Annotated in this window: 9 protein-coding genes; all 9 read right to left on the bottom strand. The window is 48.0% G+C overall.

What is annotated here, in order from left to right; all coding sequences use genetic code 11:
• Positions 1-124: 124 nt before the first annotated feature.
• The 9 genes from BT112_RS10560 to BT112_RS10520 all read right to left on the bottom strand — a co-directional run bounded on the left by BT112_RS10560 (position 125) and on the right by BT112_RS10520 (position 17,785).
• Positions 125-796 (bottom strand): DUF3826 domain-containing protein, encoded by a 672-nt coding sequence (locus tag BT112_RS10560; RefSeq protein ID WP_083564873.1) that lies wholly within the window; start codon positions 794-796, stop codon positions 125-127.
• Positions 797-891: 95 nt separating this feature from the next.
• Positions 892-2,580 (bottom strand): polysaccharide lyase, encoded by a 1,689-nt coding sequence (locus tag BT112_RS10555; RefSeq protein WP_072317339.1) that lies wholly within the window; start codon positions 2,578-2,580, stop codon positions 892-894.
• A gap of 61 nt (positions 2,581-2,641) precedes the next feature.
• On the bottom strand, positions 2,642-4,357 hold the full coding sequence (locus BT112_RS10550; protein ID WP_072317338.1) for a polysaccharide lyase: 1,716 nt from the start codon (positions 4,355-4,357) through the stop codon (positions 2,642-2,644).
• Between the two features lie 116 nt (positions 4,358-4,473).
• Positions 4,474-4,860, bottom strand: coding sequence for a hypothetical protein (locus BT112_RS10545; protein WP_139276119.1), 387 nt, complete (start codon positions 4,858-4,860; stop codon positions 4,474-4,476).
• A 176-nt stretch (positions 4,861-5,036) separates the two neighbouring features.
• Positions 5,037-6,989, bottom strand: a complete 1,953-nt coding sequence (locus tag BT112_RS10540; protein ID WP_072317336.1) for a RagB/SusD family nutrient uptake outer membrane protein — start codon at positions 6,987-6,989, stop codon at positions 5,037-5,039.
• Positions 6,990-7,007: 18 nt separating this feature from the next.
• A complete protein-coding gene (locus BT112_RS10535; RefSeq protein WP_072317335.1) occupies positions 7,008-10,355 on the bottom strand; it encodes a SusC/RagA family TonB-linked outer membrane protein in 3,348 nt (1,115 codons plus the stop codon).
• 396 nt (positions 10,356-10,751) lie between these two features.
• Positions 10,752-12,779 (bottom strand): aceric acid hydrolase, encoded by a 2,028-nt coding sequence (locus BT112_RS10530; RefSeq protein WP_072317334.1) that lies wholly within the window; start codon positions 12,777-12,779, stop codon positions 10,752-10,754.
• A gap of 86 nt (positions 12,780-12,865) precedes the next feature.
• Positions 12,866-15,328, bottom strand: coding sequence for a pectate lyase family protein (locus tag BT112_RS10525; RefSeq protein WP_072317333.1), 2,463 nt, complete (start codon positions 15,326-15,328; stop codon positions 12,866-12,868).
• Positions 15,329-15,466: 138 nt separating this feature from the next.
• Positions 15,467-17,785: a DUF5703 domain-containing protein gene (locus tag BT112_RS10520; protein WP_072317332.1), complete on the bottom strand. Its 2,319-nt coding sequence runs from the start codon at positions 17,783-17,785 to the stop codon at positions 15,467-15,469.

The following is a 17,785-nucleotide window of genomic DNA, read 5'->3' as shown; positions in this document are numbered from 1 at the left end:
CTTATGGCCATAACATGAAAACAGCAGAAAGCCGGCAGGCGATATCTATTTAAACAGATCACACTGCCAACTATCTGTTGCCTACACAACTAACTACTATTTTTAGCACTGCAAAGTGGTCTTTTCAGTGTGCCGCCTGTGCTTTTATGCGTTCCTGCCATTTCTCTCCTTCTTCCCTGAGATCGTATCCTTCCGCGGAAAGATAATTGTTGATCTTCCCTTTGTATTTACCGAACCAGCCGTGTTTTTCCCTGGATGACCCTGCATCCATAGCACGTTCGCGCGCCTCGGTAAGATAAGTAAAAATGGTGTCTTTCTGTTCTGGTGTAAGATCGGGGATCATTTCCTGGAATGCCTGGTATGTTTTTGGCAATACGCCATAGGTCATTCCGTCTTTTACCGCGTTTACCTGTTCGGGACCAAGCCGGGCATTGAGTTTTTTCAGGTAGGATTTATGTAATTTTGCCAATGCCTTATCTGCTTTTTTTCCGATCTTTTTCCGGGCCTTTTCTTTTTCTTCTTTACTTCCGGAACCTTCTTTTACTGCCTCGAGTTTTTCATCGCGGGCATCGTGGATAACACTGAGGTCTCGATACTGTTGTGCTATGATATCACGTACGGCAAGTTGTTCTCCGCGATCTGAAATGCCGAGGTCTTCTACTATTTTTTCTGCGCGCTCATTGGTCACTTTTATATAGGCTTCATCAAACTTATGCTGGGCAAATACGCTACCGCAACAGGTGATAAATACCGCAATACACAGTAAACCAAGATACTTTCTGCTCTGTATTTTCATTATAAAGTTATTATTTAAGTTAATTAAAATAAAAACCTAATTATAAATATTTTAAAATAATTAATAAACAAAATGTTTATCAGGTTTTTCCGGGGTTATTGCAATAATCCGCCCTTCATATCTTTCAGGGTATCCCTGTTATTTTCCGGCTTCTTCCAGTCTGTTTTTTGGGTAGGGTCGATACCATTGATATACTTCTCGATATTGGTATAACCATCGCCGTTTTTATCTTTACCGGCATCGGAGGGATCATCGGGATCGAGTCCGTATTTCTTCTCCCATTTGTCGGGGATACCATCGCCATCGGAATCTTTATAGGGTTTTCCCTGATAGTTCGGGTATCCTCCCACCTGCGCTACATTTATGATAATACCTTTTTTGTAAGAGTCGGCCGGAAGTCGTCTTTTTATAAATTCTTTTCCGGTATCTGCTTCTCTTCCGTCCCGGTAATTTATTTTTCCGGTACGGACCTGTGCTATGATCCTTTTATCCACGGGGTCTCTTACGGGCAGGGTAGCCCCGGCATTTTCCAGGACAAAGTCATAGGCTTCTTTTGCTGACATCATCGTGTAAGCGGGGACATCAAAAGGTTTTTCCTGTTTCATATAGGCAAAGTGCTCAGGCCATTCTTCTTCGGGTGAGCTCCCTAATTGTACTCCGCCGTTCCAGTTATCACGGCTTACTTCGGCATTCCCTTCCACGAAGTTTCCATGTACATAGGCGCGCCCGTACGTTTTGGGGTCGAGCCAGCCCGATTCGGGTTTGAGTACCCTGTAGCGCACATCTCCATCGGGGGTTATGGGACCGGGTTTATAGTAGTTGTTAATGATATTATACATGGAACGGTAATCACCACCGTCTACAGACCTGTTCCACCAGTTGAAAAGTACGTTATTGACAAAAGTGAAATCGCCATACATCCCTATGGAAGGGTTCCGGGCGACATTATCGGCCCAAAGGTTTCGCAGAAAGGTACTGTGAAGCCCTCCTATGGTACTGCCGAAAGCGTGGTTGTAGGTGTCGAGTCCTTCGGAGGAAATGGAATTCTGAATGGTCATGTTTGACGCGGGCAGTTTCTGACGGTCGGAGTCGGCATTGGCCCGGAACATATTGCGGTACATGGACATATTTTCGTCCAGTCCCCAGCTTACGGAACAATGGTCTATGATGATATTTCCCATCGGGTCGCCCCCGAGGGCATCGTCGCGACGGGTTACGTCGGTTTCTCCTCTCCGGAAGCGCATGTGCCTTATAATAACGTCATGGGTGTCGATGCCAAAGGTTTCTCCGGCTACACAAACCCCGTCGCCGGGAGCGGTCTGCCCTGCAATCGTAACATAGGGCGCACGGAGGCTTATGGGAGTTTTCAGGCGGATAATCCCGGCTACGTTAAATACGATGATACGGGCTCCCCCGGCTTCACAGGCCTCCCGGAGCGTTCCGGGACCGCTGTCGGCCAGGCTGGTCACCACATATATTTTTCCTCCGCGTCCCCCCGGAGTAAAAGCGCCTCCGCCTTCGGCTCCCGGAAATGCAGGAATATCGGCTTTGACAAAATCGTCCGGATAGGAACCCCATACCACATAGGGACGGCCCTGTTTTCGTTCTTCCCGAATTACGGGATAGACTTCTTTTTCCCATTTTTCTGCCAGTCTTTCTTCTTCTGCCTGCATCCTGGCATCTGTCCGTGCCTGTAAATCCTCCGGTATCTCGGGATATTGCGCATAGGCCTGAAACATGGTACACACGGAAAAAACACCTATGGAAAGATTTTTAAACTTCATTTGCTGCTATTATTTATGGGCCACACTCCGGAAGTTACAACTCCCGGAGTGTGGTATGGTATTATCGGGTATAGGTAGCCAGCCCGTTTTTTTGTCCGGCCAGTACATCTTTATTGTTCTTCAGGTCTGTCCAGTCCACTTTTCGGGTAGGGTCTATACCATTGATGTACATTTCTATATTGGTATAGCCATCCCCGTTCATGTCCTGATTTGCATCGGACGGATCATCGGGGTCCAGACCGTACTTCTTCTCCCACTTGTCCGGCATACCGTCGCCATCGGAATCTTTATAGGGTTTTCCCTTGTAGTCCGGGTAACCTCCTACCTGGGCTATATCGGTAATAATGCCTTGTTTATAGGCATCCGGCGGGAGCCTTCTGTGCTTGAACTGGTAGAAATCGTCCGGGTTGAGCCCTTTTACGTATTCCGGTTTTCCTGTTTTTACAGTGCGGATCACCCTTTCGTCTACCGGGTCTCTTTTGGGTAAGGTAGCCCCGACGTTGGCCAGGACGTAATCCTGTACCTTTTCGGTAGGCATAATGGTAATATGCGGCATGGGCATCGGCGCTTTGGCCCTCATATAAGGGAAGTACTTCGAAGCTTCCTCCAGAGACATCAAATCGCTTTTTCCGGCCATTTGTACCCCTCCTGCCCAGTTATCGCGGGTTACCCTGGCATTGCCTTCTACGATATTGCCCTCTACATAAGACATTCCGAAAACAAGGGTGTCGAGCTTGCTTCTCCCTGCTTCGGGTTTAAGGATACGGTAACTCACCGATGAAGAGCGGTCGGTAACCGGACCGGGTTTGTAATAGTTGTTGATGATATTGTACTTGGCCTTATAGTCTCCGCCATCCGTCGTACGGTGACTCCAGTTGAAAACAACGTTGTTCACGAAATTGAATATGCCGTTCCAGCCGATAGACGGGTTTCGCCCGGCATTATTGGCCCACAGGTTACGCATAAACGCACAGTTTTCTCCACCGAGGGTACTTCCGAGGGAGTGGTTGTAGGTATCCAGCGCTTCGGAAAAAATACTGTTCTGGATCGTGACGTTTACCGTACCGAGCTTTTCTTCTTTATAATCGGCCCCGGGACTGTACATGTGCCGGTATATGGACATGTTTTCATCGAGTCCCCAGCTGGCGGAAACGTGATCTATTATAATATTCCCGACGGGATTGCCGCCTATGGCATCGTCCCTGCGGCCTACGAAGGTTTCTCCCCTACGGAAACGCATGTGCCGGATAACGACATCGTGCGTATCGATCCATACGGTTTCCCCGGCCACACAAACCCCGTCCCCGGGAGCGGTTTGTCCGGCTATGGTGATATAGGGTGCACGGATGATCAGCGGACTGTTGAGCTTGATAATACCGGCCACGTTAAATACTATGATACGGGCTCCTCCCTGTTCGCATGCCCAGCGAAGCGTTCCCGGGCCTTCGTCTTCGAGACTGGTTACGGTATATACTTTACCTCCGCGGCCTCCGAAACTGTACATTCCGCCACCTTCGGCACCGGGAAATGCGGGAATACCGGCTTGTGGCAGATCATCAGGGCGAAATGCCCACGGGATATAGGGTTTGCCTTCCCGCGCCTCCTTTTCTACTACGGGCAACGCTTTTTCCCAGGCTTCATCCGATTTTCTAAGGGCTTCCTTTTTTATGGCTGCTTCCCTGTCCCTGTCTTCCTGGGTAAGCTTCGGGTATTGCGCCAGGGCAATCAGCGAACATGAGGTGAGCCAGAGGGTCAATGCAATTTTTTTACGGGTCATAATCAGGCTTTTTCGGTTTATTGAAATATAAATAATTTAAAATACTATAATGCTATATATTAAAAGTAGTGGATAAGAGATCAGGGCTACGGATACTTTATCGTCCGGACTACGGATTAATATCCTTCGTCGATCTGAATATAAGTTCCGTCTTCTATAACAGCTCCATACCAGGTAAAACTATCGCTTCTCACGCGAAAATGGTAATAGGTAGGCCCGCAGACCCCGAAATCGAAGCCGGAGGGAAAATACCCGCTGTTAAACTCTATATCGTAAGTACCTTCGGGGATGGCTCCCAGTATCTGGGAGTCAAAAGTATCATCGTTGGTTGTAAAGGTATAGGTACCGTTACTTCCTGTGAAGGTTATAATCCAGTTATTGTAATTACCACTGTACGGCAATACGATTCCCAATTCCACATTTGCCTGTGCAGTATCGGGGGCTGTGAATCCACTGGATAAGAGGAAACACACGAGACTAAATAGCATTATAGTTTTTTTCATTGATTTTCAGATTTGTTTATTGATTTGAATCAGATACCATCCGGGACTTTTAGCAAAAGGACCTGTGATTGGCCTTTGCGTCATCCCATATTGTATTTTCCCCGAGCTTCTTCCGTTATACGGGTTCATGCTCGTTTAATCATTATCCACTACTCAAAATATACTGTTGTATATTACTATTCTCTGTAATTATAGGTTCCGTCTACCCCGGAAGCATCTTTCCAGCCTATGGTCTGTTCCAGCCAATCGTTCTGGGTAAGAATACTGCTGTTCAGTCCTTGTATGTAATAGTTCTGTTTCCAGTCTATCTGTACGGGATCTCCGTTCACGTTATCCAATGGCGTGATCAGGTCTTCCAGGACAAAATTGTCGGTGTAAATAGCGGCGAGTTCCTCCAACTGAGTTTCGAAGTCCCCGGAATCCGGATCTACGGTTATACCTTCCCGGATACCGGCAAGGGGATCTGTGGCAGCTACACCATTATACTGCAGGTAATAGCCGGTACGCTGTGTACCATTGATCGGGTTTACACCCAGCATGGCACAGGTATTGTTTCCTGCGGAGGGATCATCATTGTAAAGCATCCAGCGCTGCACGTCCCAGAAACGTTTTCCTTCGTATGCCAGTTCTACCCTTCTTTCGTACAGGCAGGCTTCTATAGCCTCGTATTTACTGCCAAGGGTACCAAGACCATAATTGTTGGCTGCAGGAATACCTACACGCTGCCTTACTTTGCCGAGATAAGACACACAATTGGCCACATCGCCTATAGCTGCATAGCATTCTGCTATATTCAGCAGGAGCTCGGCATAGCGGTATTCGAAAATATCGGTCCCGGAGTATTCGAAACCGCTTTCACCGGTTACCTCCATATTGCTCATTTTGCATACCAGTGCAGGGCTGGAAACCTGGTTATCATCGCTGAAATACTCTTTATCATCACTATCTAACCATCGGTAGGCCCATACCACGGCATCCGGATCTTCTTTATACCCCCACTTTCTGCCGGAAAAGGTAAATGTTCTGTAAAAACGGGGATCGCGGTCGAGGAAGAAAAGAAAATCATCATAACCATTGGCTGAGGTAGGTCTTGAACCATCGGCCATAGGAAAAAGATCGATCATCTCCTTGGGCACGGTCTGCCCTCCGCCACCGCTTTGACTGTTGGGGCGGATATTTTTTTCCCAGGAATTATTCAGATAGTTGCTCAGGTTGCCACTACCCAAAAGCTGTACGGTAATGGCTTCGGAGCAAAAGGAATTATCTACAAGAAACATTTCTTCCCAGTCTTTTACAGAATTGCCATACAGTCCGTAGCCATCTGCCGTTAACTGGCTTTCGGCCTCCAGGCCAGCCTGAAGCGCTTCCTGCCAGCGTTCGCTGCTGTCCCAGTTACTGTTAAACAGCGGACTGGCAAAGGTGAGTAAAACCCTTGCTTTTTGCGCCAGGGCCGCCCCTTTTGTAAAACGACCGTATTCGGCCGGTTCCCAGTTCTCAGGGAGCAGGCTCGCAGCCATATCGAGGTCTTCCACGATCTGGGCCACCACCTCGGAGACGCTGGCACGGGGAAGCTTTATACTCTCGTCTGTCGAAGAAGGTGTCTGCACTTCGGTAACGATGGGTACACCTCCGTACACGCGCATCAGGTCGAAATACTGCATGGCACGCAGGTAGTAGAGCTGCCCTTTGGCCCTGTTGCGAAATTCTTCATCGAGATTCGCTCCTTTTACATCTACTTCCTCTATAAAGGCATTACAATCCCTGATCCGGTGATATGGCTCGTTTTTCACCTTATCTTCGAGCCGGGTACCGTAATACCCCGAAGCATCATCGGCATTAAACAGGGTAAGTGTGGGGTTGATGAGGTCTCTCATCCCCCCGATTTCTTCGGTAAGTCCGGAATTTTCCGTACTGTACGCCCCGGTAACGGTTGATAAGGGAGATGTATACCCGGCAAAAAAATCATAATACACATTGTCTATATACGAAGTTACCCGTTCTTCATTCTGGTAGAAGGTATCGTCATACTCCCCGTAATTCTTCATATCCTCCAGGAAATCATCACTACAGGAAGCTGAAGTAACCAGGAGAAAAATTGCACTTGCATATAAAGTTATCTTTGTTTTCATAATATCTTCCGGTTTAAGTTAGAAAGTCACATTTAAATTTACAGTCCACGTTCTGAGTGTCGGATAACTTACATAAGAGTTATCATACATGTTTCTGTAATTATCGGGATACGGATTGTTCAGAAACCAGAGATTGTTCCCCGTAACTCCCAGGGTAAGTCTGTTTATAAATACTTTCGACAGAAACTCCTTGGGAAGTTCATAACCTATGGTCATGTTACGGATAGCACATGAAAATGTATTCAGTTTCCAGAAATCGGAAGGCTGGGCTACATAATCATAGAAAGCGAGATTGGGATATTTTCCGTCCACATTATCATCCGGATCATACATATCGGTCCAGTAACTTTCATGTGCCCACATATTATGTGATGAGGAAGTTCCCTGCTTTACGATATCCACCATGCGGATCCCGCCCCATGAAGTTTGTATCTGTGTTCTGAAATAGACGGATTTGTACGCCATGCCGAGATTGGTCGTAAAACCATAAGTACGGTTTTTCCTGACCAGTTTTACATAGTCGAGATTCTTGGTTATTTGTCCGTCCGGACCGGCCTGGGTACCATTTTCTGCATCGAACTGCCCTCCAACATCGTTATAGGCCATCATTCCTTTACGCATTCCGTCCATAGAATTAATATCGAAATACATCGGATCTACTCCCGCAGATGCCGCATTGGCGGACAGGTAATTCCAGTAACTCTGTATATCTTCGTCAGTACGCAGAATTCCGTCCCCGCTCGATGTCCCCTTCCAGGTTTCGAGTCCCCATACGGGGAAGAACAGAGAGGCCCCTTCTTCTATGACGTTAAAAGAAGGATGCTGAAGCGCCTGATCCGGATATCTTTTAACTTTATTATTGGAAAAGCCAAAGTTGACCCCCACATTATAAGAAAAATCATCGGCTATATCATCCCGCCAGTTTACACTGAATTCTGCTCCCCACGCATCGACAGCTGCATAATTCTGCTCTGCGAATCCGCCACCGACCGAAACCGGCACTCCGGCAGAACTCGCCATATTGGTAAGCATATCGGTGGTCTTGTCGTAATAAAAATCGGCAGTGACCTGTAACCGGTTATCCAGTATATTAAAATCAAGTCCTGCATTGTGTTTTATGGTTTTATCCCAGCCTACGTTTCTATTGGGATTGACTTTGGGAGACAGCCCGTTACCGAGTTGACCGCCGTCACTTCCGAACTGGAATCCTTTATCGGTATACAAATCGTAATACTGTTTCCATCTCCAGGCTTTAATATTGTCTTTGCCTGTTTTACCTACCGAATACCGTATTTTCAAAAAGTCTACCCAAGGCAGTGCATCTTCAAACCAATTTTCCCGGGACATGATCCATCCCAACTGTACCGAAGGAAAAAATCCCCAGTAATTTTCGGGCGCAAACTTGGTAGAGGCATCGCTTCTAAAGAGAAACTGAAATAAATACCTGGACTTATAGCTGTAGTTAACCCTTCCTAAATATGACAATGTTCCGGCCTCGCCCTTGTAGGACGTGGAATTATTGGATAGATCTCCTGCCGTTTCGTGGGTACCCAGGTAATCGGCAGATGTATTTTCATAGGCGAGACGCGTGCTTTTATAACTGGATTCGGAACGTTCCATGGAAACCATGGCGCTGATATCATGATCGCCAAAGGTCCGCGCATAGTTTACGAAGAAGTTGGCCTGTGTACTTTTGGTATTCCGGTTGTTGTAATACACACGGGCATTCCGTTCATTGGTTTCTATACGATAGTCCGAATCTTCCGCAGCACTGGCCAGATGACGTCCTTCGTTATTGTAATTTGTAATCCGCGCCAGTTCGTAAGGCAACTGGACCTGCTCGGTGTACACGGAGTTCTCGTTTCTGGAAAACGTTCCTTTAACAGACAACCCCTGGATAAAAGGGACCTTATATGTCAGCGACACATTGAAGTTGTACATAAAATCTTCCTCCGTTTGTCTTGATCCGTTGTTGAGGGTCGCAAAGTAATTCCATCCCGCAATGGTCCTGTTAGAGTTGGCACTCCCCAGGTTGCGGTCGGTACGGGGAAAGGGAGACATCCAGTATTGCTCCCCGTCTACCGTTGTTTCCCACGGGATATAGCCGGGCATGTGAAGCAGGTAACCGTAATCGGCCTGTTCACCGCCTCCTGCTTTGGAGCCGTAACTGCTGTCACTGATATTGGCCGCCGCCTTGGTAAAGGATTTTTCTACACTTCCGGAATTTCCGGAAACAGAGGCAGACAGGTCGAAACTTTCGGATATTTTGGCATTAACCCCGGTACGGAAGTTCCATTTGTCGTAATCCTGGTCTCCGAGGTTTGCCCCCTGGGTAAAATAGGTAACTCCTGCAAAATAAGTCGCTTTTTCGGTACCGCCGTTTACGCTAAAGGAATGTCTTTGCTGACCTGAAGAAGACCAGGCCTTGTCCAGCCAGTTGTAATCAAGGGCTTTCATTTCTTCGAGTTCTTCTGCGGAAAACAGATTTCTTCCTTCGTTATCCCGGTTATCGGCTTTTAAAAACCGGTTATGCCAGATCCCATAGTCATAGGCACTCATTGTTTTACTATGGCTAACAGCATCGTTAAAAGAAAACTGGCTGTAATAATTGAATGTGGGTTTTCCGATCTTACCTCTTTTTGTTTTTACCACGATAGCTCCCTGTGAAGCTCTCGCCCCGTAAATCGCAGCAGAACCATCCTTGAGTATGGTTATACTTTCTATCTCGGAGGGATCTAACCGGTTGAATGTTTCCAGCGTAGGCAATCCCGTTTCCGGGTCTACCTGTATCATGTCGTCTATAACTACCAGCGGTAAGGTGGTATTACCATCTTTGGAAAATCCGAACGTCTGCCGGATCTGAAGTGTCGCAGCTTCTCCGGGCCGGGTAGAACCTCCTGATACGGATAATCCCGGGATCTGTCCCCTCAGGGACTCTGACAAATTGGATACGGGAAGATCCCTGACATCATCCGGATCTATAGTGCGGATGGCACCGGTAAGCTCTTCCTTCTTCTGATCGCCATATCCAACTACCACAACCTCATCGAGCAAGGCATTATCTTCTTCCATCTCAATGTTGATTACCGAAGCTTCATCGACAATCTGCTCTACACTTTTCATTCCTATATAGGAAAAGCGTATTACATCTCCCCGGGAAGCCCTGATCTCAAAACTACCGTCCATATCAGAAACGGTTCCGGTATTGGTGTCTTTAATCATAATCGTTACCCCGGGAAGCGGTTCTCCCATGGCATCGGTTACGGTTCCGGATATCCGGGAATCCGAATTGCCCTGGGCGTTAGCAATGATGTTGCCGAGGAGAATAATCATCGGCAGCAACCTCTTTAAACATTCGTGTTTCATTTAGCATTGGTTTTAGTCAGTTAATCAATACAAACAATTCGAATTCAATCAGTTGATTGTTGTAATCGATTGCATATTAACAGGGAGAAATCCTTCTTTTTTCAACTTATCCGGATTCTTCTTCGCACTTATATTTTGTGGATATGGCTTATCCGATTAGCTATAAGTACATTTTCCGAAAATATAAATTTCGCAATAAAGCCCTTGTTAAAATGCAGAGTAGTCAAATGTCATTAATCATTTTTAATAAAGTGTCCTGTACTGTACTGCTTTTTAATTTTTAACGCAATCTTCTGTTACAAAAAAACACCTTCCCGGAAAAGAACCCCAAATGGGGTTCAATTACAGAAAGGTGAATCCGGATTATCAACTATATTCTTGACTGTGCAAGAAGGGTCAACGGTAAGGCATCCATACGCGCATTTCTCCTTCTTCCCTGTTTCCCCAGGAAAAATAAGGGACAAATTCCATCTCGATACGGTTATTGTCTTTGTGCAAAGGTTTGTACAGGGTATTGTTCCAGTTATTGTTCTCCCCCCCATACCCGGAGGTGTGAAGGGCCATTACCTGCCTGCCTTCTATGGTAAGGGGAACCGGCGTAAAAGCTTCCTTGCTATCCAGTGCTACCTGGCCGATATCCGTTCCTTCCGGCAAACCGGCCGATTCCAGGCAATACACTATCGGACCGCGTTGTACGGCTACCTGGTTAGCGGCTTCTTCTACAAGCGGATTGGCTTGCATCAATGTTGCGGTCATGGGGAGACTGAGGCTTATCCTGTCGCCCTTTTTCCATTTGCGTTTTAACTCCAGGTACGTTCCCGGTGCGGATACTCCGCTTATTTCTTTCCCGTTGACTTCCACCGTTGTTCCTTTACTCCATCCCGGAATACGGAGGTTTATACCGTATTCCCCGGAAGGGACCTCTTCCATGACGATCTGTATATCCCCGTCCCACGGGTAACCGGTTTCCTGCCGCAGCACCAGCGACGAACCCTCGGGCGTCACGGTCTGCAAACGGTTACTGCCGTAGAGGTTTATATAAACTCCCTTCTCCGAAAAACTATAGGCATAATTCCCGATTTCGGCTATGGTACGGGTGATATTGGGAGCACAACAGTTGGACAGGGCGATATACCCCTGCCTGGTATTGCCCCAGCGTTGTTCGAAGGGCAGGTCCTTACTCACCAGTAAGGGATTGGTATATAAAAATTCTTTTCCCCGGATACTTATCCCGGAAAGCACACTGTTGTAGAGCGCCAGTTCCATAATATCCGCATACCTGGCTTCGCCTGTGAGCTGCAACATACGCCAGTTCCACAGTACATTACCGATATTGGCACAGGTTTCGTTATGTGCGGTAGCGTTAGGCAACTGGTATGGCCGGCCGTAAGCCTGGTGTATTTTCTGTACTACGGACGGATCGTAAGAAGTCCCGTCGGGTGATACCCCGTCGTACAGGGCGCCACAGGCCCCGGTAATATACATTTTCCGGTAAGCCACATCTTCCCAGATCGACCGGAGGTTTTCCAGGAGTACCTTTTCTCCGGTTTCGGCATACAGATCGGCTACCCCGGCGTAGAGGTAATTGGCCCGGACCGCATGTCCCATGGCATTTTTCTGTTCGCGGAAGGGGATCCGGTCCTGGTTGTCGTCGGTGCCATCATCGGTTTTTCCGCGAATGTCTACCAGGTTTTCCGCCAGTTCGAGGTACCGGGCATCCCGGGTGGTCCTGTACATCTCTACGATTCCCATATAGTGGGACGGACAGATGGCATTGCGCGCCAGTTCGGGCGATGCTTTTTTATAAAAATCATAAAGGTAATCGGCGACTCCCCTGGCTATTTTTAAAAAATTGTCTTTCCCCGTTGCCCGGTAATGTACACATGCGGCGGTCATCAGGTGGCCCATATTGTACTTTTCGAAACCGAGCTGTTTTTGCAGCTCTTCTTCTCCGAGGGTGCCCCAGCGTTCTTCAATAAGTACCGGTGTATGTATATAGCCGTCTTCCCGTTGTGTTCCGGCTAAAAGGGTTATGGCCTCATCGAGTTGCCTGTCGAGCGTATTATCCCCGGTGGCTGCGTACATGGCGGCCATGCCCTCCATGATCTTGTAAAAATCCCCGTCGTGAAAAGAGGGACCGTCGTGCTTTCCCTTCATCAGCCCGGCAGCGATTTCGAAATTGCGATAGGCATGTGTGGTCTCTGCATCGTGATAGAGATCCCACATATACGGTAAGGTACTGTTATTCGCAATATCGAACTGTTCCTTCCAGAAACCATTGGTCCAGGACACGTCGGCCAGTCCTGCTCCCCGTAGCCGGGCATAAGGGCTTTCGGAGGTATTTACCAGGGATTTGTCCTGGGCCGTGATCCCGTGAACCACGAAGCATGTTATGATGTATAATACTCTTTTGTATGTTCTCATTGTTGTTGTTGGTTTGATTACAGGTTACAGACGTCCCGAGGTGGCTGAGTGTTCCGGCTTCGCCGGAATGTATCGAAGCCACCGGATTATTTTACAAACACATTCACTTTTCTGCGCATGGTATCGCCGACAGCATCTTTTACTTCCACTTCAAAACCGGCAAATCCGGGTTTAACGGCAACTGCGGTGATCTTTCCGTTTTCTGCTGTTGTTTTCATAGTATCCTGTTCCGGGATCGTGTATTCCGGATGATCGTCATATCCGGCAAACAAATCTTCTCCGGAAATGGTGATCTCCTCCCCCGGGTTTATAAAATAATGTGGTTGTGCCATCCAGTCGAGGTAATTGTCGAGTTCGGTGTAACCGTCTTTATCCGTGTCGGTATGGGTGTCGGAGAAATCTCCTTCCGGCGATGCCGGGTTCAGGTTCCGGGCGTTTTCCCACCAGTCCGGCAATCCGTCATGGTCGGTGTCCCAATCGGGAGCGCGTTGCTCTTCGGGATAGTCTTCCCAACCGCCTGCATCGCTCTCGGTGTCTATCATCCCTTCGAGTCCGCTGATACTTCCCTTATACGTAAAGGTACCATCTCTTGTTTCCCGTATTATCCGCTTGTCGTGCTGGTCGGGTTCCGGTTGGTTGGCTCCTACATCGGACAGCACATTTTTAAAAGCTTCTTCGGCGGATTGCGTTTTCACATAGGGTTCAAAAAACGGCTGTTCCACATAGGTCTCATAATCAACTTCCGCCAGACCGGAAACGGATATGGTCCGGCCTTTTTCCTGGTCCGATACTCCGAAATGGCCGGGCATTATATTACCGTCAAAGAAGTATTGCTGCTTTCCGAGCCCTACACCTTCGTGTTGTGCATTGAGCGCATAAAAGAAATTGGTCGAGGGGCCCGGTTTATAATAATTTCCGACAAAATTGACCTGGTTGGCACCGCCATCCGTAGCACGGTGTCCCCAATTATACACAATATTATTACGGATATCGAGCCGGCCGGTATAATAACCGTCTCCGTTAACTCCGCCTGCCATACTCCAGTTGCGACCGTAATTATGCGCTAAAAGATTGTGGTGAAAACTTCCCACGTCCCCTCCCACGGAGGCCGCATAACCGTGCATTTTTCCTTTTTCGTACTTGCCATGCCCCGCTACATTCAGGGCTTCGGAGATCAGGGTTCGTTGCAAAGTAATGTTATGTGCCCCGCGTGAACTGAACGATTCGTCTATGGTCCAGCTTATGGAACAGTGATCTATAATACTGTGATCGGCCCCGGTGAGTCCCATTCCGTCAAAAGTTCTTCCGGCTCCTATACGCACTCTAAGGAACCGGATAATACCGTCATTCCCGGTAAGGCCGACTGGTGCACGGCTTATACAGATTCCTTTTCCCGGAGCGGTTTGTCCGGCTATGGTGATATAAGGCTGGTTAACAACCAGACGGGACTTAAGTTTTATATTTCCGGATACGTTAAACACTATGGTTCTCGGACCTATATCATTGTTTACGGCTTCGCGAAGGCTTCCGGGACCACTGTCGTTGAGATTGGTGACCGCCACGACTTTTCCTCCCCTGCCACCTATGGCATAACGGCCGTAACCTTCCGCCCCGGGAAATGCCAGCTGCGCCGGGCGGAAAGACCAGACGGTACCACGGGTAATATCCCCGGTATTATCAATGACATCCACCCGCCAGTAATAGGTATTCCTACTGTACAGTTTGCCGGTATCAAAAGTTTTTTCACTGCGTTCTCCCCGGTATTCCGGAGACTCCGTCGTAGCAGCAGCCACGGTACTTTTATCCTCTCCGAAATAAACCCGGAAAGTCCTGCTTCCTTCGGGTGCTTCCCAACCCAGGCGATATTCTGCCCCCTGCACATGCCAGTCGTTATTTTTTGGCGAAGGATTAAAAACCTGTTTTCTTTTATCAGGAGTATCGATTTCGAGACCGTTAATTACGAGATTTTTATTGGCTACTCCGCCGGAAGTCCCGGTTTCGAAACGGATCACTGTTTTCTCGTTACCTTTTACGGTGAATTTAATATAGGCCATACCCGCATCTGCAATATGCAAAGCCCTGTTACTCGGAGACACTGTTTCCCTGAGTTGGTCGTTGACATAAATCTTTACCGGGCGAAATGCTTTGGCTTCCGGACTGTCGAAGGTGTTGTGGTAGGTAAGCAAAGTGTGCTCCCCTTCCGGAAGTCCGCTTATGGTGAGTGTTACCTGCTTTTTGGCTCTAAGCCCGTCGTTGATCAGCAGGTTTTCTCCTCCCTTCTGTATCCCGGCCTTATACCAGGAAGAGGATATATCGCCCCTGAGGTGCAATTTTACACCCTCTATCTCTTTTTCTGCTTCTTCGCCTTCATTGATCCTCCAGGGCAAATACCCGGGATGATGTACTTCTTTCTGCCGGCGCCCGGAAAAATCAAGATCTATCTTTACTGTTTTTTCCGAAGCCCTCTGAGGTTCCGCACACTGCATTCCTGTGATGCTCAGAAAGCATAATAACAGTATGTTGATATGATTTTTTACAAAGGTTTTCATTGTTTTGGTTTGTTAGTTCTTAGTTGTTAGTTTAGTCACCGAGGTGGCTGAGTGTCCCGGTTTTGCCGGAATGTATCGAAGCCACCGGGTTACTGGTTTCAGTTGCAGGTTTTTTACTCTGAACTGAACCATAGGGTTTTATTCTTTAATGTCCGGGCGACCGAACAGGTTAATCACATCTTTTTTTCGTTCGGCCGGGGTGACTTTCAGGGTTTTCAGTTTTCCTTCTGCCCAATGTGCTTCTACGGTGGTCTGTTGCGGGGCATGCAGTTTAAAATGCACCTCTTTATCTGCAGGCCATGCCGGAAACAGGTATATGGTATCCCCGACGGTCTGCAATAACATTTCCTGCATCCCGATCATCCCGGAACCGCCGTGGTTGTGATCGGGAACCCAATCGAATCCGGGGCCCCAGAATGCCGGGAACCTCCTGCCGGAATCGGCCATCTTTTTCAGGGTAAACTGCATGGCTTCGGCTGTCATCCCCATGACCGCGGTAAAAATATTATCCTGCTTCCATCCCACGGCGCTGCGGAATTTTATAGCATCGGGGTCATAATTCCATGTGTTCCGGGCCGTATCGAGTCCGGGCCTGCCCACCCCGTACAAACGCCAGGGATAAACCGGGTATAACTGTGGCACCTCGGTATTATTGATCCTTTCCCATACCCTGGCTGGCGACAGTACTTTATGTCCTTCTATTTCCCGGAAGGCAAGCGGCGGAATACGCTCCCGTACTTCCCGGATATACCTGCGGTCTGTTTCACTCACCATAGTTTCGGGTAAGCCCGAAAGCCTGCGGGTTATAACCGCTAACCCGGCTATGGTAGAACTGGCATTATACGCCATCTTATACGTTTCGGCGGCAGAACCGGGGTACAATACCAGGTTCCCGTCCTGATCGAGTTTTTTTGCCCCCCGTTGCCGGGCCAGGTATTGATAGTGTTCATCAAAAAAGCGCACGCAGCTTATGATAAAAGGAATAGAGGATGTTATATTTTCGTTGTTGTAGCGGTATTTTTCGAGCATCATCAGGCAAAATTCCAGTACGGTATCCCACTGGTATTCCAGCCATGCATTGTACTGCATGCCGGGATCGTAACCGACAGGGCGTTTCCAGCCATATTCCGCCGGGTTAGGCAATCCGAAATTCTCCAGTTGTTCGGTAAAAGAGGCCCCGGCATGCCCCCAGTACACTTCACTTCTCAATTCGGCATTTTTTTGCAGGCGGCGATAGAAATCCAACTGGGCATCCATCATATCGAAATCCCCGCTTTTGAGCATGGGGAAATAGACCAGCCGCTGATTCTGTGCAGTCATGGTACCTCCGCCCCAGTTGCGGAAATCAGGGGTAAACGGCAGCGTACTGTCCACATAGACCGGATCGACGGTAAAGAGCCCGCCATTGAATTTGGTCGGATACTCTCCGTAGGCATTGCATCCCAGCATATAGCGGAACAACTGGTAGTTCCTGCCTGCCTGCCATAGCGAATCTCTTGTCCCGGCCCGGCGATTACCTGTAAAAATATAACTCCGCTGCCAGTAATCGTTCCACCACCGAATGGTACGCTTCTCTTTTTTCTGATAATCTTCCTTCTGATAATCTGCTACCTGCGCTTTCATCCCTTTTTCCCAGATTGCCGTATCTTCGGTTTGCTCCGTATGTAGATAAAGGTGTACCTGCTGTTTTTTTACGGGTCCGGGACTCTGTAATTTCCAGCCTTTGAAAGCAGTCTCCGCATAGGTACCCCGGACCGTATCTGCCGCCACCATTCCCGGAGCCTGTATATACCCACCGAAGGTAAGCCCTGCAAGCGGATTGTATAATTGATCTTTTACAGTGTCCAGCTTTTGTTGTTGTGCGGCCACATCGAATACCGTCTTCTGCCGGTTGCGATGGTAAAAGCGAATATTATTGCCGATAAAATTCACCGAATCGCGATAGGTGATTATCTTTCCCTGCGGTGCCCATTTATACGAATTGGCATTGTTGCCTTTTCCCTTTACTTCCCTGTCCCGAAACCGCCAGTTTTCGTAAAAAAGACTTACGGAAACCGGAGATTTGCTCTGTATATCGGTATGAATGACGGGGGCAAATACATCTGCCCATAAGGTTATCCGGGTATCTTTTCCGCTTATTTCCATATAACCGTCCTTAAGCAACAGTTCCTGGCGGAAATTTTCGTCGAAGGGATTCGGGTCCAGTTCTATTTTTACCCGTCCCTGTTTCAGCAGGGTATTGTGCTCGTCAAAAGTACCGCTGCGGGATATATAAAAGTAAAGTGCATCGTTTTCTACCCAAACGTTCAGTCCTATATCTCCTCCTCCCAGCGGCATGGATTCCGATGCATTGCTGCTCTGCACTGTCCAGACCGGGTTGTAATCTTCCAGCACGGGAGCCTGACCCCATAGCAGTGCGGTGAAAAGGAACAGGAATATGTGTGCTGTTTGTTTCAT

This window comes from Sinomicrobium oceani (assembly GCF_900119185.1).
Lineage (GTDB): Bacteria > Bacteroidota > Bacteroidia > Flavobacteriales > Flavobacteriaceae > Sinomicrobium > Sinomicrobium oceani.
The sequence above is the reverse complement of the archived record's forward strand: the minus strand, read 5'-3'. Positions and strand labels throughout refer to the sequence as shown.

Bases quoted from the DNA above. Each gene is read 5' to 3' on its own strand.
- BT112_RS10560 (WP_083564873.1), bottom strand. From the start codon at position 796: ATGAAAATACAGAGCAGAAAGTATCTTGGTTTACTGTGTATTGCGGTA.
- BT112_RS10555 (WP_072317339.1), bottom strand. From the start codon at position 2,580: ATGAAGTTTAAAAATCTTTCCATAGGTGTTTTTTCCGTGTGTACCATG.
- BT112_RS10550 (WP_072317338.1), bottom strand. From the start codon at position 4,357: ATGACCCGTAAAAAAATTGCATTGACCCTCTGGCTCACCTCATGTTCG.
- BT112_RS10545 (WP_139276119.1), bottom strand. From the start codon at position 4,860: ATGAAAAAAACTATAATGCTATTTAGTCTCGTGTGTTTCCTCTTATCC.
- BT112_RS10540 (WP_072317336.1), bottom strand. From the start codon at position 6,989: ATGAAAACAAAGATAACTTTATATGCAAGTGCAATTTTTCTCCTGGTT.
- BT112_RS10535 (WP_072317335.1), bottom strand. From the start codon at position 10,355: ATGAAACACGAATGTTTAAAGAGGTTGCTGCCGATGATTATTCTCCTC.
- BT112_RS10530 (WP_072317334.1), bottom strand. From the start codon at position 12,779: ATGAGAACATACAAAAGAGTATTATACATCATAACATGCTTCGTGGTT.
- BT112_RS10525 (WP_072317333.1), bottom strand. From the start codon at position 15,328: ATGAAAACCTTTGTAAAAAATCATATCAACATACTGTTATTATGCTTT.
- BT112_RS10520 (WP_072317332.1), bottom strand. From the start codon at position 17,785: ATGAAACAAACAGCACACATATTCCTGTTCCTTTTCACCGCACTGCTA.